Origin of the sequence: Tropicimonas sediminicola, assembly GCF_900188335.1 — a bacterium.
Taxonomy (GTDB): domain Bacteria; phylum Pseudomonadota; class Alphaproteobacteria; order Rhodobacterales; family Rhodobacteraceae; genus Tropicimonas; species Tropicimonas sediminicola.
Genome location: NZ_FZOY01000005.1, coordinates 266218 through 283675 on the forward strand (window position 1 = coordinate 266218; position 17458 = coordinate 283675).

Consider the following 17458-nt stretch of genomic DNA (forward strand, 5'->3'; position numbering starts at 1 on the left):
AGGGTTCGCGGAACCTATGGTGACGGACAGCTACAATCTCTACGGCGTGCCGGGCCTGATCGAGATGCCGACGGCCGAGAATGCGGCTGACGGCGAGTTCTCGGGCAGCTTCTCTCGCTCCGGCGACCAGACCCGCACCGCGCTGACCTTCCAGTTCAGCCCGCGCCTGTCGGGAACCTTCCGCTATACCAAGATCCCCGACTACGGCGGGGGCACGGACTACTACGACCGCAACTTCGACCTGCGCTTCCAGTTCCTTGACGAGACGAAGTATCTCCCCTCGGTGGCCGTTGGCTTCCAGGACATCGTCGGCACCAGCCTCTACAGCGCGGAATACCTCGTGGCGACCAAGTCGATCGGCGAGCAGCTCCGGTTCACCGCGGGTCTCGGATGGGGCCGGCTCGGCTCCTACGGCTCGATTGCGGAATTCGGCAGCCGTGATTTCGTGGTTCGCGAGGAAGGCGGCGAGTTCAACGTGGAGCAATGGTTCTCCGGCCCGGTCGCGCCCTTCGGTGGTGTCGCCTGGTCGCCGACCGACAAGCTGACCTTCAAGGCCGAATACTCTTCCGACGCCTACGAGGTGGAAACACGGCGTGGGCTCGTCGACTACGACTCGCCCTGGAACTTCGGCGCCGAATACCGCTTCAACGAGGGCGTGAGCGTTTCCGTCGCCTCGCTTTACGGTTCGGAGATCGGTGCGCAGGTCAACTTTACGCTCAACCCCAAACGCCCGCTGCTCGGGCCGGGCAACGAGACCGGTCCCCTGCCGGTGCGCCCGCGCCCCTCGCGCAGCGCCGACCCGGCGGCCTGGGGCCAGGAATGGACGACCGATCCGGCGGACCTCGCCGGCCTCGAGGGCGGGATCGACAAGGCGCTCGCCAACGAGGGCATCAAGCTCCGGGCGATCTCGCTGGAAGGAACCCGCGCCGACGTGCGGATCGAGAACAACCGGTATTACGCCGAGGCCCAGGCGATCGGGCGGACCGCGCGAATCCTGACCCGTGCCCTGCCGCCCTCGGTCGAGATCCTGACGGTGACCCCGGTCAGGGACGGCGTGCCGGCCTCGCAGATCAGCTTCCGCCGTTCCGATCTCGAGCGGCTGGAGAATGCCTCGTCCGATGCGATCCTGTCCGAAGCCGTCTTCTCCGAGGAGATGGTGGGCCTGCCCGATGGCATGGAGTTCGTCGACCCGAGCTACCCCGAGACCAACTGGTATCTCGGTACCTACCTCGGCTTCGGCCTGTTCGACCCCGACGAGCCGATCCGCGGCGATTTCGGGATCCGGGTCGGTGGCTCGGTCACGCTGATGCCGGGGGTGGTCGCCTCCGGCTCGGTCAAGTACCGCCTCGTCGGCAACACCGAGGAGGCTTCGGCCAAGCAACGTTCCGAGAATGTGCCGGTGGTACGGACCGACTTCCGCGAGTACGCCCGCGCCACGGACGTCTTCGTCGACACGCTGCAGCTGGCCTATTTCGGGCGCCCGGCGCCCGAGCTCTACAGCCGCGTGACCGCGGGTGTGCTGGAGCGTATGTACACCGGCGTCTCCACCGAGCTGATGTGGAAGCCGCTCGACGGCCCGCTGGCGATCGGTGGCGAGGTGAACTACGTGGTCAAGCGTGACTACGACGGTGGCTTCGGCCTGCAGGACTACGACGTCGTGACCGGCCACGCCTCGGCCTATTACGATTTCGCCAACGGATACAACGTGCAGCTGGACGCGGGCCGGTACCTCGCCGGCGATTACGGCGGCACGCTGACGCTGGAGCGGCGCTTCGACAACGGGTGGCGCTTCGGGGCCTACGCGACGATGACCGAGGTCTCGGCCGAGGATTTCGGCGACGGCTCCTTCGACAAGGGCCTCTACATGCAGGTTCCGCTCGGCTGGGCCACCGGTCAGCCCTCCAAGTCGATCCACAGCTTCTCGATCAGCCCCTTCACCTCCGACGGCGGCCAGAGGGTGCGGGTGGACGACCGGCTCTACGAGCGGGTGCGGCGCTACCACAAGCCCGATATCGAGGGCAGCGGCGGGAGATTCTGGAGATGAGCTTTGCCATTCGTGCCCGAGGCGGCCGGCTCGCCGTGCTGGCTGCGCTCGCCGTGGCGACCGGGCTTGCCGGTTGCGGCAACACGCCGGACAAGGCGCAGGGGTGGGGCGCGCTCTACACCGCTTTCCAGGAGAACCAGGCCGGCCGCGAGGCGCGCGCCAAGGCCGACGCCGGCGTCTCGCCGCAGGCCATCCAGGGGGCGCTGCGCTCGGTGAAGGAGCCGCTTATCCTGGCGGTTCTGGAGGAGAGCCAGCGCACGGCGCTGCTGGCGGAGTTCGGCCGCAACGGGCCCTATCGCACCTTCCGGACCTCGACCCAGCAGACCATGACCTTCCGGGACGGCATGCTGACCGGCACCCGGGGGCTTGGCTATGACCTCATGTCCTCGGACGCGACAGCCGCGACCGCGATGATCCGCGCCCGCCGTTCGGGCGAGGTCAACCGGGTCTACCGGCACCTGTCCGGCGAGAACCACGAGGTCCCGACCACCATGCGCTGCACCATCGCGTCGGAAGGGGCGGACACCGTGCAGGTTGCTTCGGGGGCCAGTTTCTCAGCGACCCGGATGCGCGAAACCTGCCGCGCTGACAATCTGACCGTCCGCAACACCTACTGGGTGACCGGGTCGGGCGACATCGTGCAGTCGATCCAGTGGATCTCTCCGCAAGTCGGCAAGGTGGCGCTGCAAACCCTGCGAGGCTGACCGTTCCCTGACGGGGCGGTCGGCGCTATGACTTCCTACGTCTGTCTGTTCAGGAGCCTGCCATGTCCAGAAGTGCGCTCGTCACCGGTTCGGCCGGGTTCATTGGCTATCATCTCTGCAAGCGGCTTCTGGACGAGGGGTATCGCGTCACAGGCTTCGACGCGATGACCGACTACTACGACGTCTCCCTCAAGGAGCGCCGGCTCGGGCTTCTGCAAGCACACGAGGGCTTCTCCGAGGTGGAGGCGCGCCTGGAGGACCCCGGTCGCCTCGCCGAGTGCTTCGCCGCAGACCAACCCGACGTGGTGATCCACCTCGCCGCGCAGGCCGGTGTCCGCTATTCGATCGAGGCGCCCCGCTCCTACGTCGAATCAAACCTCGTCGGGACATTCGAGTTGCTGGAAGCCGCGCGCGCGACGCCGCCGAAGCACCTGCTGATGGCCTCGACCTCCTCGGTCTACGGTGCGAATCTCGACATGCCCTATGCCGAGACGGACAAGGCCGATCGGCAGATGTCCTTTTACGCGGCCACGAAAAAGGCAAACGAGGCGATGGCGCATTCCTACGCCCATCTCTACGGCATCCCGACGACGATGTTTCGCTTCTTCACGGTCTACGGGCCCTGGGGGCGGCCCGACATGGCGCTTTTCAAGTTCGTGAAGGCGATTCGGGAAGGCCGGCCGATCGACGTCTACAACCACGGCCGCATGAAGCGCGATTTCACCTATGTCGATGACCTTGTGGAGGGAATCGTTCGCCTGATCGACGCTGTTCCCCCGAGCCCCGACGCTCGCGGCGAAGTTCCAGCGTTCGACAGCCTGTCGCCGGTCGCGCCGTGGCGCGTCGTGAACGTCGGGCTGTCCCAGCCGACGGAGCTGGGCGATTTCATTGCCGCCATCGAAAACGCGATGGGCCAGAAGGCGGAGCGGAACCTCATGGAGATGCAGCCGGGCGACGTGCCGGCGACCTGGGCCGATACGCGACTTTTGACGCATCTCGTTGGCGAGCTGCCGGCGACGCCGCTCGACAAGGGCGTCGGCACCTTCGTCCGCTGGTTCCGGGAAAACTACCAGTAAATCCGCAGATCCTGCGCCGAGCCTGTACGGCTCAGCAGGTCGTCCTTGGGGCGGGCCCTTGCTGTGCGGTGTCGCACGTTTTCGGCCAGGCGGGGCCGCCGTCTCGCTGATCCAACGAGGCCATACCGCAAAGCAAAAGCGGCCCCGAAGGGCCGCTTTCGAATTCTTCAGATGCCGAGATCGGCGACGGTCTTAGTGGCCGTCGTCGTCGTCGTCGTCATCATCGTCGTCGTTCGCCAGGATGGCGATCAGGGCAGCGCCGCCCAGCAGGGCAGCAGCAGCGCCGTAGCCGCCGAGGCTGCCGACTTCTTCTTCAACGACGAAGGGAGCAGGCTCGATCGCCGGCTCTTCGTAGCCGCCAGCGAAGGACGGAGCGGCCACGGCCACGATCATCGCGGTCGAGATCAGAAACTTCTGCATAACAATGACTCCTGTAGCGCAGACCGAGCGTCATGCCCGGCGTTCTCCTTGGCAACATCGCACAAACGCACAGAAAGGCAAGCGTCCATAACCCACCTCCGCAAAGTTGTGCCAGACTGGCCACGCATAGTTGCAAAAGTGCCCATGTCGTCAGCCAGCGAAGTTCTGAGTCAGGTAAATCTCGCCGCAACGGCCGCCGCGAGCGTCGAATCCGGCGCCGCTTCCGGTCATCCGGGCGCGGCCGTCCATCAGATTTTTCCGATGGGCAGAGGACTTGTACCACAATTGTGCGGCGTATCGGGCAAGCGTTCCGTAGGTGTGCCGACTGATTCGCTTCCCGTCCATGGTCGAGAACCGGCAGGCGCCGGCGTCGTCGATCTTGAAGTGTCCGAACTCGTCCAGCCGGTAGAGCGAGACCTTTGCGATGTTCTCGGAGCCCATGCGCAGGTCGATCCCGGTTGAGACGACCCGCTGCTGCGGCGTCTGCTGGCCGCGGCGGTTCGACGTGTGGGTCAGGCGCGAGGCGCTGGCCATCCAGCGCGAATGGCCCACTGCCACCTTGCGCAGGCTCGACGGCGTGGCGAGCGCGGGGCGGCCCTTGGTGCAGCGGATGTAGTTGATCTCGGCCGCGATGGCGGCGTTCAGCCGATTCTGGTCGATCCGTGCGGGGTCGATCGGTTGGTTCAGCCCCGACGGCGCGGTCTTGGCGCAAGTGGCGGCGTCTGCCCGGGCCGCGGGCAGTGACATGGCCAGTGCGGAAATCAGACAGAGCGCCACCAGGGGGCGCGGTATTGCAGGGAAATGGCGGTGGATCATCGGCGCTCCTCTTCCGATCCTGTTGCAACTGCCTTTCCGGGTAGGCATTTTTGCGAGGTTCCGGCATCGGTCGGCGGCACGGACGTGCGGCCGCGTTGACAGCCGGCCTTTGATGGCCCATTCGCGTGGCCATATGTTAGCGTAACGGAGGCGCAAAGATGAAGATTGCCATGATTGGCACCGGATACGTGGGACTCGTGTCCGGGGTATGCTTCTCTGATTTTGGCCACGAAGTTGTTTGTGTAGACAAGAATCCTGCCAAGATCGAGATGTTGGAACGGGGCGAAGTACCGATCTTCGAGCCCGGTCTCGATCAGCTTATGGAGCGCAATGTCGCTGCAGGCCGGCTGTCCTTTACCGTCAACCTGGCAGAAGCCGTCGAGGGAGCGGAGGCAGTATTCATCGCCGTCGGCACCCCGACCCGGCGCGGTGACGGCCACGCCGACCTGTCCTACGTCTTTGCCGCCGCCGAGGAGATCGCCGGCTGCGTCGGGGACGGTACGGTGATCGTCACCAAGTCGACCGTGCCCGTGGGTACCAACCGCAAGGTTGCCGAGGTCGTGGCCAAGGCCAACCCGTCGCTCAAGTTCGACGTCGCCTCCAACCCGGAGTTCCTGCGCGAAGGCGCCGCGATCGACGATTTCATGCGGCCCGACCGCGTCGTCGTGGGCGTCAGTTCCGACCGTGCCAAGGAGCTGATGGGCGAGATCTACCGCCCGCTGTTCCTGCGTGACTTCCCGATCGTCTACACCGACCTCGAGTCGGCCGAGATGATCAAGTACGCGGCCAACGCCTTCCTCGCCACCAAGATCACCTTCATCAACGAGATCGCCGCGCTTTGCGAGCGGGTCGGTGCGGACGTGAAATCGGTGTCCAAGGGCATGGGACTCGACGGCCGCATCGGGAACAAGTTCCTGCACGCCGGCCCCGGCTACGGCGGCTCCTGCTTCCCCAAGGACACCAGCGCTCTGGCCCGGATCGGCCAGGAACACGCGGTGCCGCAGCAGATCGTCGAGACCGTCATCAAGGTCAACGAAGAGGTCAAGCGGCGCATGCTCGAGAAGCTGCGCGACCTCTGCGGCGGCAGCTTCAACGGCAAGAAGATCACCGTGCTGGGCGTGACCTTCAAACCCAACACCGACGACATGCGCGATGCGCCTTCGCTGACCATCGTGCCGGCGCTGATCGGCGGCGGGGCAAAGGTCGCCGTGGTCGACCCGCAGGGCCGCCGCGAGGGCGAGGGCATGCTCCCCGGCGTCGAGTGGGTCGAGGACCCCTACGAGGCCGCTTCCGACGCCGACGCGCTGGTGATCCTGACCGAGTGGAACGAGTTCCGGGCCCTCGATCTGCAGCGAATCGCGGGATCGATGGCCTCGGCGAAGATGGCGGACCTGCGCAACATCTACGCGGCCGAGGACGCGAAAGCGGCCGGCTTCGAGGAGTATGTCGCGGTTGGCCGTTGACGCGGATCCCATGCCCGAACGCATCCGTTCGAGCGAAGAACGCGCGGGCCACTCGCGCGTTCCACCGGCAAAGCGGGCATTCGATGTCGGCTTTTCCGCCCTTCTGCTGATTCCGGGCCTGCCTCTCATGGCGGTGCTCTGGGCCCTTGTCCTGCTGCGGGACGGCAGCCCGGCGATCTATCCGGCGCAAAGAATGAAGAGCCCCGACAGGCTTTTCACGCTCTGGAAGTTCCGCACCATGCAGAGCGACCGTTCGGGCCCCGAGGTCGGGGTCTCGGGCGGCGACAAGCAGCACCGCATCACGCCGCTGGGCCGCAAACTGCGACGCACGCGCCTCGACGAGCTCCCGCAGCTGATCAACGTGCTCAAGGGTGACATGTCCTTCGTCGGACCGCGTCCGCCGGCGCGCCGCTACGTGAAGATGTTCCCCGAACTCTATTCGGAGGTGCTGCGCTGTCGGACCGGGATCACCGGGCTGGCGACGGTGATGTTTCATTCCCACGAGGAGATGCTGCTGCGCGACTGCGCCACGGGTGAAGAGACCGAGGCCGTCTATATCCGCCGCTGCATCCCCAGAAAGGCTCGGCTGGATCTGATCTACCAGCAGAACCAGTCGCTCGGGCTGGACCTCTACCTGATCTATCTCACGGCCGGGAAGCTGCTGCCGCTCCCCGGCCGCCGGCTGAACCGGCTCAAGGCCAAGGCTCGCCGGGTCTGAGCTCCACTGTCGTTCCCGGGTTTTCCGTGACATGACCCGGTGAGTGTGCAGAGTCTTTCTCCCAGGACGTTAAGCGCCCGGAAAGCCGTTTCGGGCAGAGTGCCATCAAAGCCGGACAGGGCCCGCATTGCCGCGGGCCGGGGAATGACCGGCAGCGAGCACCGCCGGCAGGCCCCCGTCTGCCGGCCCATCTGACCGCTGCCGCAGCCGCGGTGCCCCTCTGGGCGCCTATCGGCGATCCCGACCTCCAGTGGCCCTTCGGCCGGTGTCAGGAAAGGAACGACGATCGATGCCACTTTCGACGCTCAGCAACGGAGAGATCTCCGACCTGCTGCTCTACGGCACCTGGAACGCGCATGGCGGCGAACCGTGGAAATTCGACCTGAACCTCGGTGCCGCACGAACGCCGGTGATCTACGTCGACTATGACGGCATGACCAAGGCGGGCCAGTGGTTCGCCGAACAGGCCTTCGACGCCTGGACGGCAACGACCGGGATAGAGTTCTCGACCGGCACACCGCCTTCCGGCGCAAATGTCCAGATCATCGTCGATGACGAAAGGAGTGGCGCGTCCACGTCGAAGACGGCCTTCGGCGACGGGGAAATCTACCAGGCGCGCGTCAATGTCTCGCGCGACTGGATTTCGGGCGACGAGTTCGAGCTGGACGCCTATCCGCTGCGAACCTTCATCCACGAGATCGGGCACGGGCTCGGGCTCGGGCATCCCGCCAATTACGGGGCGCAGCCGAACGACGGCGACGACTTCTCCACGGACGCCACCTTTGCCAACGACAGCTGGCAGACGACCCTGATGTCCTATTACTCGCAATCCGAAAACACGGAAATCGCGGCAACCCACGCCTATGTCATGACACCCCAGGTCGCCGATCTCATCGCGATGCGGGAACTCTATGGCACCGCCGGGACGCTCCGCACCGGCGACACCATCTACGGGGTGGGCTCGACGGCGGGGGATTTCTACGACAACCTCGAAGCCCACTGGGCGTCGATGAGCTACACGATCGTCGATGACGGCGGCACAGATACGATCGATTTCTCCACCGGCGGTCGCGATCTCGATGTCGATCTCCGGCAGGAAGCGTTCTCGAGCGTCGGCAAGCGGATCGAGAACATGGCCATTGCACGTGGCACGGTCATCGAGAATTTTCGGGCCGGCAGCGGAGACGACACCGTCGTCGGCAATGCTGCGCGAAACAGGCTGGAGGGCGGCGCCGGCAATGACCGGCTTACGGGATTCGGGGCTGCGGACACGCTGCTCGGCGATCTGGGCCGGGACACGCTGATCGGCAGCGGCGGCGGCGACACTCTGAAAGGTGGCGCCGGTGCGGACGTTCTGAAGGGCGGTGGCGGCAGCGATCGCCTTGTGGGGGACGTGGGCCAGGACCGGCTCTTCGGCGGCAGCGGAAACGACCGGCTCCTTGGCGGCGACCATGACGACGCCCTCCAGGGCGACGGCGGGGCAGATCGGCTCTCCGGCGGGCGAGGGGGGGATCTCCTCAAAGGCGGCAGTGGCAACGACACGCTCGATGGCGGCGCGGACACCGATCGCCTGCTCGGTCAGGGCGGGGCCGACACGATCACCGGCGGCGCCGGACAGGACAGGCTTCTGGGCGGCGCGGATCGAGACGTCCTGCGCGGTAACGCAGGTGTCGACATGCTCTCCGGCGGAACGGGCAACGACCGGCTGTTCGGCGGCGGAGGAGCCGACGACCTGAGCGGCGGAGACGGCAATGACGTCCTCGACGGCGGTGGCGGCAACGACAGCTTGACCGGCGGCCGCGGGGCGGATCGGTTTGTCTTTACTCCCAATTCCGGCCGCGACGTGATCGCCGACTTTGACGTCGGGGCGGACGTGCTGGACCTCGCCGAATTCGGGTTCGAAACGTTCCGTAAGGTCAGGGAGCTCGCGACGGAAGTGAACGGCGACCTCGTGCTGGACCTCGGCGCCCGGTCCGAGCTCACGTTGGAGGGCCTGTCCCTCGGTGAACTTCGGGCCGCTGACGTCATCCTGTCTGTCGTCTGACCCGGACTCTCCAGCGACACTTGAGCCGCCGCCGCTGCGCCCTCCACCGCTCGGAGGCGGTTGACCGACCTTGCGGGCTGGCGCTATCTGTGGCCGAACGCAGGACTGCCATCCTGCCAAGAAATAGCGATTCCTGGGGGAAACAGTGCTGACCTTGATGCGGCCTTTGTTGTGCGTCTTGCTGCTCGGGGCCTGTGCGCTGCCGCGCGGCGCTGCGATAGAATCGGAAGTTCTGGCCAGTGCCGACGCCACGAATCGAGACTTTGCAGTCTATTCCGTCACCCGCAACAACCTGTCCGCGATCGCGAACTGGCCGGCGACCGACAACGTGCGCCAGTTCGGCTGGCTCTCGCGAACGTCGGGCCCCGCGGACATCCGGATCCAGCCGTTCGACACGCTCAACCTGGTTGTCTGGGACAGCGAGGAGAACTCGCTGATCACCTCTCCCGGCCAGAAGCTGGTCGATGTCGGAAATCTTCGCGTGACCGAATCCGGTCAGGTGTTCGTTCCCTATCTCGGATACGTCAGCGTGTCGGGCAAGACGCCCGACGGCGCCCGCCAGCAGATCGAACGGGAGATGCTGGCGATCATTCCCTCGGCCCAGGTGCAGCTCAACGTTGTCCCAGGCAGCCGCGGCTCCGTGAGCCTCGTCGGTGGGGTCAACCAGCCCGGCGCCATCCCGCTGCCCGACGGCCGCTTTACCGTGCTCAACCTGATCAGCCAGGGGGGCGGCCCCAAGGACTCGCTTCGCAACCCCCAGGTGCGCCTGATTCGCGGCGGAACGACCTACGGCGCCTCGCTCGAAACGCTTGTGGAAAACCCGTCGCAGGACACGGTGCTGCTGGGCGGCGACAAGGTCGCGCTGGTCGATGACGAACGCTATTTCCGGGCGCTCGGCGCCAGCGGGCTGGAAGAAATCATCTACTTCTCCGAAGACCGCGTGACGACGCTCGACGCGATGTCCCTGATCGGCGGTCTGGAGGCGAACCGCGCCAATCCACAAGGCGTTCTGGTGTTGCGCGAATACCCCGGTTCGGCAGTTCGCTCCGACGGTTCCGGCCCTGGAAATACACGCACGGTTTTCACACTTGACCTTACGAGCGCAGACGGCCTGTTCAGCGCCGGCAGGTTCCCCGTGTACTCGGGAGATACTGTTCTTGTTACGGAATCTCCGGTCAACGCGGCCCGCACCGTGTTCGGTCTGCTGGGTACCGTGGTGGGCATCACCGATCAGTTCGCGCAGTAGGTTGACGGGGTGCGCGTTCATCCCGGCAATTTATTGCCGATGTTTCTGAAGTTTGGCTTTTGACAAACGAAGCCAATCCTGCGACCTATCGGCGAGGGTGCAAAAACGGGCGAAAACGGCAGTGGCGCAAAAATGGGCGCTGACTGCCTCAATAACCGCACCATCGGGTTTTTGTGTTCGAAACGTTTGGTTTAAGCTGAGAGCGGGGGACGCGTGTTTCAGCAATTCCAGAATGACGATGATGCGCTCGAGGCAATTTCGGCGCTCACGCCATCTATTCTCCCGCGTGTAGAACGCGCCACCGAGGATCGTCTCGGCCCGGTACGTCTGGCTGCGGTTGTTGTTACCTTCAATCGGCTTCATCAGATCCAGCGCACGGTGCGGCGACTGCTGGACGAGCCCTGCGACAGGATCGTCGTCGTGGACAACGGGTCCTCGGACGGGACTTTCGACTGGCTGCGCTCCCTCAACGATCCGCGCGTGCACGCGATCGCGGCGCCCGGCAATCTCGGCGGCGCCGGGGGGTTCGAGCTGGGGCTGCGCAAGGCGGTCGAGCTGTTCAACCCCGAATGGCTGGTGATCATGGACGACGACGCGCGTCCGGAGCCCGGCTGTTTCACCCAGTTCCTGGAAAAGGACACGAGCGGCTGGGATGCCGTCTCCGCCGCCGTCTACCTCAAGGACGGCCGGATCTGCGAGATGAACCGGCCCACGATCAACCCCTTCTGGCACCTGCCGACCTTCTGCCGCACCGCGGTCAAGTCGCTCGTCGGGAAGTCCCGGGTTGGCTTTCACATTTCCGACGAGGCCTACAAGGCCGGCCCTGTCGAGATCGACGCGACCTCGTTCGTCGGCCTGTTCCTGTCTCGCGAGACCATCCAGAAAGCGGGCTATCCCGACGGGAGCCTGTTCATCTACGGCGACGACGTGCTCTACACGCTCGGGTTGCGGAAATCCGGGATGCGCATCGGATTCCTGCCCGATCTCAAGTTCGAGCACGATTTCAACCGCACCTACAACGGTGACGCGAGCCTCTGCAATCCGATCTGGAAGGCCTATTACACCGCGCGGAACATGCTGCTGGTGTACCGTTTCGCCGCCGGAATCCTGTTCTGGCCGGCGTTTTTCTTCATCCTGCTGAAGTGGCTGTCCGCCGGGCGTCATTACGGTGAGGTCCGCCGCACCTATTACAAGATGGTGTGGCATGGGGTGAAGGATGGCCTTATCGGCAAGCGCAGCCGTCCGCACAGCGAGGTGACCTCGCTCGCCTCTGCGCTCTAGTCCCGGCGCCGTCCCCGGACACACGTTTCGGAGACGGCCTCAGACAAAGCTGACATCCTCCTCCGTCAGGCCGCCAAGATAGGTGCGCTCGATGGTCAGCGTGTTCTGACCGTCCCCACCCATGTCATAGTGGATCGTGTTGCCGATCTGGGTCGACGCGGCTTTGAACTCCGCCAGCGAGCCGGCCTCGCCGGTGCCGGTGACGAATTCCAGAACATCGTGATTGGCGGCGTTTCGGGCAATCGTGAAGGTCACGATGCGGTCGTTGCCGAAATCGCCGCCGAAGACGAACGTGTCGGCGCCCGCGCGGCCATCGAGCACGTCGTTGCCCTTGCCGCCGGTCAGGCGGTCGTCGCCGCCCCCACCTACGAGCCGGTCGTTCCCGGCGCCTCCGTCGAGGTCATCGTTTCCCGCGCCGCCAAAAAGAAGGTCGGCACCGCCTTGACCCGAGAGAGCGTCGTTGCCTGCACCGCCCCTGAGCGTATCGGCGTCTCGACCGCCGTCGATCCGGTCCTTGCCGTCGCCGCCCAGAATAACATCGCGGCCGCGGCCTCCAGTTAGACTGTCGTTCTGGCCATCGCCTTCGATCCGGTCGTCGCCGGAGCCGCCTTCGATCCGGTCCGCTCCGAGGCCGCCGTTGATCCGGTCCGCGCCGCCGAATCCGTTGATCACATCGGCACGCCCCCGACCGTCGATCACATCGGCGAAATTGGAGCCGTTGATGGAATCGCCGCGCGCCGTTCCGTCGAGATCGTAGGTGACGAATTCTTCGATGGAGAGCCGCTTGGTGCTTCCGGTGTTGCGGTTGGCGATGACCCGGATCTCTTCCACCGACTGCAGTTCGGCGATGAGCGCGCCGGTCTCGGTGTCGAAGGCCTTGATGAACCGGTCACTGTCCCGTGTGAGCGTCCAGGTCGCGAGCAACTCGCCCCGGGTCAGCCCAATCAGCCCCGGCGCTCTCGCAATCTCCTGCAATTCCAGGACATCGGTGCCGTCGCCGCCATCGAAGCTGAAGAATGCCGGCGTCCAGATCAGTTGCACCGTGTCATCCGTTGCGCTGCCGCGAACGTCGAGCGTCCCGCGCACGTTCACGACCAGCCGTTCGAAGCCCTGAAAGGACACGTCGTAGATCGTGCCGTTCCTGCCGGTTCCCCCGACGTCGAGATCCAGCCCGCGCAGCCAGCCGCGCCCAAGATCCGCCACGACCCGCTCGGCCCCGTAGACCGGGTCGCCATCGTCGAGAAGCAGGTCGTCGACGCCGCTTCCGCCGCGAAAGATGTTGCTGTCGCCATAGATGCGGGGTGTCGGGTCGACATTGCCCGCGCGCTGGCTGCCAGTGTCGGCACCGTGGAGCGCCACCACGTCATTCCCGGCGCCGGCCTTCACCACGAGACGGTCGGTCTCGATGTCCTGGGCGAGGTTGATCTGGTCGTTTCCCCGCGTGCCGTTGATCACGGTCATGTCCGGCGATTCCTCCCGCGCGCTCCGTGCCTCTGAACAGGGCACGAACTTCCTTAATCACTCGTGAACGGAGCCGGACAGCGCCGCCTCAGTCGAGCCGTTCCCGCACCCAGTCGCAACTGCGCCAGGGAACGGAGACCGTGGGATCGAAAAGGTTCTCCCGGCCCTCGGCCATGAGGTTCCGATAGCGGCGGTATTCCTCGGCGTCGTTGAAATGCTGACGGCGCCGGGTCTCTTCCCGCACCTTGGCATGGAAGCCCGCGTGATACTTGAAATGCGCGAAGATCAGGTCGCGCGGCGCGACCTGGGCCTCGGCGACATAGTGCAGGCCGGCCGAGAGACGCATCCAGGGGCGGTACTTCAAAAGGGCGTATTTCTGCGCCACGAAAAGCTCGGAGCGCGATCCGGGCAGCAACCGGTGGCGCAGGCTGCTCGTCCAGGTCTCCGCGTTGGAGAAGGGGCCGGTTGCCGTGGATTCGGCGAGGAAGGGGACCTTGTCCACGTGGGTCGCGACAGTGAAGGGGTCTCTGCCCTGGAAACTCGCCCTGGAGAGCGGCCCCTCGGGGTAGAGATCGAGCATGAAGATCCGGGCCGCGTCGGCGCTTGCCATCTCCGGGCTTGCGAGCAGGTCGGGCAGGGTGCCGTCGGCGTCCTTCAGAACCAGCAGCTCGTCGGCGTCCGCGATCAGCGACCAGCGGTTGAGGCGGAAGTTCGCCATCGCCGCCTGCTGCCAGGCGACGCCATAGGCCGAGGCGGAATAGTCGGTGTCGGCCGAGAACGTGGCGACGTCCGGCTGTTCCAGAAGGTATTCCAGCGTGCCATCGGTCGAGCAATTGTCGATGGCGAAGAAGCCCTGAACGCCCAGCTTGCGATAATGGTCGAGGAAGAGCGGCAGCATCTCCCGTTCGTTGCGGATCGTGGTGATGACGACGAGGCTCTGGGCGTTGACGCGCTCCAGCTGCGGCACCGGACTCACCAGGTCGATCGCGTTGGTGTTCCAGCCGATGCGGGCCGGGTCATAGGTGGGCCACGCCTTCTTGGGCCAGAGTTCGCCCGTCCCGCGCACCTCGGCCGCCCAGTTCTGCAGGTCGGGCGTATCGAGATGCACGAGCTTGGCCGGGCTCGCCGCACTTGGCAGAAAGGCGTTCTCCCAGCGGCTGACGGGAACGCCCTTGGAATGCGAACGTCGCAGCACGCAGGCGTCGTAATCCTCCGAGTCCGGCAGGATGCCGGTCATCCCCAGCAGGTCGCCCACCAGCTTGTCTTCCATGATGGAGCTGAGGATCAGCCGCGCGCCTTCCGGCGTCTCCGCGTTGTGCAGCAGAACGTCCATGATCGTCCGGTTCAGCACGTAGCCCGTGCCGCCCTCTGCATAGGTCGAGGGCTCCGGCGAACGGTCGATGTCGAGTTGCGACGGGTCGACGGCGGCGCGCGTCAGGTGCCAGGTGCGGTCGGTCTGACCGGCGGTGCGGTGCAGGCGGCGGCCGTAATAGGCGAACTTCCGGTAGCTCTGGGTCAGGAAGAACCGGTCGACATCGAGAGAGCAATCGTCGTCGATCTTCAGCATGTGGCTGAAGGGCGTGTTGCGATAGATCCATCGCACGGCGGCCAGCACCTTTCGCGGCAGTCCCTCGTAGCTGTCCGGCGCATCGACGTGCAGCACGTCGCCTTCCAGACGGTCGTCGCCATCGCCCACGACGATCACATAGGGAATGCCGCGGGCGGCGAGGTCCTTGAGCCAGGTCTCGCGCTGCGCCTTCACCCGGGTCTCGAGCAGCGGTCGGCAGGAGATGACGACCACCACGGTATCGAAGAACATCGCGCGGCCGTCGCGGGACAGGCAGGCCTCCGTGGCCGGATCCGCGGGGCCGGGAACGGCGGCTTCCGCCTCTGGCAGCAGGGCGACGAGTTCCCGGGCCAGCGCGGAATCGCAGGCGATTGCCGTCTGCCGCAACCCGAAGACAGCCATGCGGACGGCGGGCGAGATCTGCAGCGCCCCGCGTTGCTTCGGCGGAACGGCGTCGATCAGGCCCCGCGAGAGATCCGCGGCCTGACAGGCCAGGGCATTGTCGCCGGCGCGCAGGGCCGCGCCAAGAAGGCTCAGGGCGATAGCCACGCCATTGTATCCGGCCCGGCGGCCAGAAAGCAGGCGCAGCTCCGGCTTCAGCGCCTCAAGCCGATGGCCGGCCTCGGGCGTTCCGAGGTCGGACAACAGCTCTGCCGCTTCCCGGCCGACCTTTTCCTGCAGTTCGAGGTATTCGCTGCGCGGGAGCATCGGCGAGACGGAGCGGATCGCGCGGACGATCTGCTCTGGCGGGCCGGCCTCGGCCGCATTGCCGCCTGGCAGCGCCGCGCGGCGCAGAGCCAGGTCGAGCAGCCGGTGCGGGGCAAGCGACGCCAGGCGGTCGCCTTTCCAGCCGGAGGGCGCGAGTTCCCGCATCAGGCGTTCGCCGTCGATGGCGCTGGCCGGAGGCAGCGCGGTCAGGCCGGAGCCCGTCGAGCCCTCGCGCACGGCCTTGACGGCGGCGTCATAGGCCGCACGCGCGGCATGGATGCGCCCGTCGTGCCGCAGCCTCGCCAACCCCTCGCGCGAGTCGAAGGCGCTCCAGAACTGCGGCGACAGCCAGTGGCTGCGCAGCACGCGGTCGACCAGCCAGTCCTCGAACCAGGTCGAGAACAGGTGCGACTGCTCCATCAGGGTGATGATCGCCTCGGTGAGCCGCGTGCAGGCCCCGCGGCCCCAGTAGTCCCAGGCGTGCCATTCGACGTAGGCCACGAAGGCCCGCGCCGCGGTTTCTCGCGCCGTATCTGTGAGGAACGCCGGGCAGTCGGTGGCGATCTTGCGGATCGACCAGGAGAGCGCCTGCGTCGAGATCCAGCCCTCCGGCCGCTGGCTCAACCACTGGAAGAACTCAGAGACCGCGTCCGCGTCTTCGGCCAGCACGTCGAAGGGAAGGCGGAAAGACTTCTCCCAGGGCGCAATCGCGTCGGCCTGCGCACGCAGCGCGCAGCGCTCTGCGAGCGGGACAAGCGCTTCGACCTGGTCGCTGCCCGCAAAGACCTCCGCCAGCCGCATGACCAGAAGGCGCTGCTGCTCACCGGTCAGCCCGTCGAATCCCTCGGCGAACTCGGGGTCTTGCAAAATCGCGGCCGGATCCTGCTTCGCCATGGCCCGCAGCTTGCCGGAAAAGGTTTTCTGCACGATCTCGACGGCGACGACGTTCGGGTCGACCTCGATCGGGGGCGTGAAATCGGCGTCCCCCTCCAGCACCAGCTCTTCGGGGTTCAGAAGGTCGCCCAGGGCATAGGCGTCGATGGCCTGGCTCAGCCGCCGGCGGGCGGCCTCGCTCAGCATCGGGATGATCCCGCCGCGGGCCGCGTGTTCGACCGCGGAGACGAGGCTGAAGGCGCCGGCCCGTTCGTCGGCGGCGATCCCCTCGATTGTCCGGACCAGTTCCTCGCGGGTCATTTGCAGGGGCGCGCCGCAGGGGCTGCCGTTGCAGGTCAGCTGGAGGGACAGGCTCTCGCCGGCCGCGACACCGTACCAGACACGGCCCGGCAGCACGGCAATCACCCCCAGCCGGTCGTTCGAGGCGCCTGCGGCCGCGGCGATGTCGGGACGGGCGAGCGTGCGCAGCGGAACGCCGCCGTCGAGGCCCGCCGCCTCGATCCGCAGGTCCTGCGACTCGACCCCCGCCTGCACGCCCCAGCCGGTGAGCGTGAACGGCGCGGAGAGCGCCAGTTCCCCGGTGGCGCAGGTCTCTGCCGCACCGCCGACCCGCACCGCGCGGGCCGCGCCGTGGAGGTCGAACCAGTGCAAGTGCACCGCCTCGTCGATGGTCTCGCGCAGGATCTCGGTGTCGTTGAGGAAGAGCGCTGCGCTTCCTTGCGAGAAGTCGATCCGGACCCTGTCGCCGCGTGGCGCGAGCGCGCAGGGGGTCAGGATTTCCTCACCCCAGACGCCGCCGTTCAGCCGGTTGAAGGCCAGAATCCCGTCGGCCTGGCGAAACGAGACATGAAAGGGGATGTCCTGGCCGTTGGCATCGAAGAAGGACAGGTTGGCATAGTCGACCCGGTCGAATTCCAGAATGCATTCCCACCGGGCGTCGCCTGTCGCTCGAAAGCCAAGCAGCATGTCTGGGGCTCCTTCTTCTCCGTCGTCGCCTTATGACCACAAAGGGCAGG

13 protein-coding genes are annotated in these 17458 nt (G+C 66.1%); 8 read left to right on the plus strand and 5 right to left on the minus strand.

Features of this window, described 5'->3' with window-relative positions; translation table 11 throughout:
- Window positions 1-19: 19 nt before the first annotated feature.
- The 3 genes from CHB86_RS14745 to CHB86_RS14755 all read left to right on the plus strand — a co-directional run bounded on the left by CHB86_RS14745 (window position 20) and on the right by CHB86_RS14755 (window position 3824).
- Complete coding sequence (locus CHB86_RS14745) at window positions 20-2044, plus strand: YjbH domain-containing protein (protein ID WP_176442888.1); 2025 nt, start codon at window positions 20-22, stop codon at window positions 2042-2044.
- A complete protein-coding gene (locus tag CHB86_RS14750; protein WP_089233821.1) occupies window positions 2041-2748 on the plus strand; it encodes a YjbF family lipoprotein in 708 nt (235 codons plus the stop codon). Before CHB86_RS14745 ends, CHB86_RS14750 begins: the two co-directional genes overlap by 4 nt.
- A 62-nt stretch (window positions 2749-2810) precedes the next feature.
- On the plus strand, window positions 2811-3824 hold the full coding sequence (locus tag CHB86_RS14755) for an NAD-dependent epimerase/dehydratase family protein (protein ID WP_089233822.1): 1014 nt from the start codon (window positions 2811-2813) through the stop codon (window positions 3822-3824).
- Window positions 3825-4016: 192 nt separating this feature from the next.
- Here the strand turns inward: CHB86_RS14755 and CHB86_RS14760 are convergent, their stop codons facing one another.
- The gene (locus tag CHB86_RS14760) at window positions 4017-4244 is read right to left on the minus strand and encodes a hypothetical protein (protein WP_089233823.1); all 228 of its coding nucleotides are present in this window, start codon (window positions 4242-4244) and stop codon (window positions 4017-4019) included.
- A 150-nt stretch (window positions 4245-4394) separates the two neighbouring features.
- Complete coding sequence (locus tag CHB86_RS14765) at window positions 4395-5060, minus strand: CAP domain-containing protein (protein ID WP_176442889.1); 666 nt, start codon at window positions 5058-5060, stop codon at window positions 4395-4397.
- A gap of 158 nt (window positions 5061-5218) precedes the next feature.
- On the opposite strand from CHB86_RS14765, the gene CHB86_RS14770 reads away from it, so the two are divergent.
- The 4 genes from CHB86_RS14770 (at window position 5219) to CHB86_RS14785 (ending at window position 10531) form a co-directional block, all read left to right on the plus strand.
- Window positions 5219-6523, plus strand: coding sequence for a UDP-glucose dehydrogenase family protein (locus CHB86_RS14770; RefSeq protein WP_089233825.1), 1305 nt, complete (start codon window positions 5219-5221; stop codon window positions 6521-6523).
- 10 nt (window positions 6524-6533) lie between these two features.
- Window positions 6534-7241 carry a sugar transferase gene (locus CHB86_RS14775; RefSeq protein WP_089233826.1) on the plus strand — a complete coding sequence of 236 codons (708 nt, stop codon included), beginning with the start codon at window positions 6534-6536 and terminating at the stop codon, window positions 7239-7241.
- A gap of 289 nt (window positions 7242-7530) precedes the next feature.
- Window positions 7531-9285 carry a M10 family metallopeptidase gene (locus tag CHB86_RS14780; RefSeq protein ID WP_141134904.1) on the plus strand — a complete coding sequence of 585 codons (1755 nt, stop codon included), beginning with the start codon at window positions 7531-7533 and terminating at the stop codon, window positions 9283-9285.
- A gap of 145 nt (window positions 9286-9430) precedes the next feature.
- Complete coding sequence (locus tag CHB86_RS14785) at window positions 9431-10531, plus strand: polysaccharide biosynthesis/export family protein (protein WP_245837982.1); 1101 nt, start codon at window positions 9431-9433, stop codon at window positions 10529-10531.
- A gap of 30 nt (window positions 10532-10561) precedes the next feature.
- On the opposite strand, the gene CHB86_RS24665 is transcribed toward CHB86_RS14785, so the two are convergent.
- On the minus strand, window positions 10562-10894 hold the full coding sequence (locus CHB86_RS24665) for a hypothetical protein (protein WP_176442873.1): 333 nt from the start codon (window positions 10892-10894) through the stop codon (window positions 10562-10564).
- A 15-nt stretch (window positions 10895-10909) separates the two neighbouring features.
- On the opposite strand from CHB86_RS24665, the gene CHB86_RS14790 reads away from it, so the two are divergent.
- Window positions 10910-11812 carry a glycosyltransferase gene (locus CHB86_RS14790; protein WP_245837984.1) on the plus strand — a complete coding sequence of 301 codons (903 nt, stop codon included), beginning with the start codon at window positions 10910-10912 and terminating at the stop codon, window positions 11810-11812.
- 39 nt (window positions 11813-11851) lie between these two features.
- Here CHB86_RS14790 and CHB86_RS14795 read toward each other — a convergent pair whose 3' ends face one another.
- Together CHB86_RS14795 and CHB86_RS14800 are read right to left on the minus strand one after the other, a co-directional pair.
- The gene (locus tag CHB86_RS14795; protein WP_089233828.1) at window positions 11852-13273 is read right to left on the minus strand and encodes a calcium-binding protein; all 1422 of its coding nucleotides are present in this window, start codon (window positions 13271-13273) and stop codon (window positions 11852-11854) included.
- A gap of 88 nt (window positions 13274-13361) precedes the next feature.
- Entirely contained in the window at window positions 13362-17408 is a 4047-nt protein-coding gene (locus tag CHB86_RS14800; RefSeq protein ID WP_089233829.1) for a glycosyltransferase family 2 protein, read from the minus strand.
- Between the last annotated feature and the right edge of the window lie 50 nt (window positions 17409-17458).

What these genes read in the sequence shown, in the direction of transcription:
- CHB86_RS14775 (WP_089233826.1), top strand. Translation starts at nt 6,534, where the DNA reads ATGCCCGAACGCATCCGTTCGAGCGAAGAACGCGCGGGCCACTCGCGC.
- CHB86_RS14755 (WP_089233822.1), top strand. Translation starts at nt 2,811, where the DNA reads ATGTCCAGAAGTGCGCTCGTCACCGGTTCGGCCGGGTTCATTGGCTAT.
- CHB86_RS14795 (WP_089233828.1), bottom strand. Translation starts at nt 13,273, where the DNA reads ATGACCGTGATCAACGGCACGCGGGGAAACGACCAGATCAACCTCGCC.
- CHB86_RS14770 (WP_089233825.1), top strand. Translation starts at nt 5,219, where the DNA reads ATGAAGATTGCCATGATTGGCACCGGATACGTGGGACTCGTGTCCGGG.
- CHB86_RS14760 (WP_089233823.1), bottom strand. Translation starts at nt 4,244, where the DNA reads ATGCAGAAGTTTCTGATCTCGACCGCGATGATCGTGGCCGTGGCCGCT.
- CHB86_RS24665 (WP_176442873.1), bottom strand. Translation starts at nt 10,894, where the DNA reads ATGAAGCCGATTGAAGGTAACAACAACCGCAGCCAGACGTACCGGGCC.
- CHB86_RS14780 (WP_141134904.1), top strand. Translation starts at nt 7,531, where the DNA reads ATGCCACTTTCGACGCTCAGCAACGGAGAGATCTCCGACCTGCTGCTC.
- CHB86_RS14800 (WP_089233829.1), bottom strand. Translation starts at nt 17,408, where the DNA reads ATGCTGCTTGGCTTTCGAGCGACAGGCGACGCCCGGTGGGAATGCATT.
- CHB86_RS14765 (WP_176442889.1), bottom strand. Translation starts at nt 5,060, where the DNA reads ATGATCCACCGCCATTTCCCTGCAATACCGCGCCCCCTGGTGGCGCTC.
- CHB86_RS14750 (WP_089233821.1), top strand. Translation starts at nt 2,041, where the DNA reads ATGAGCTTTGCCATTCGTGCCCGAGGCGGCCGGCTCGCCGTGCTGGCT.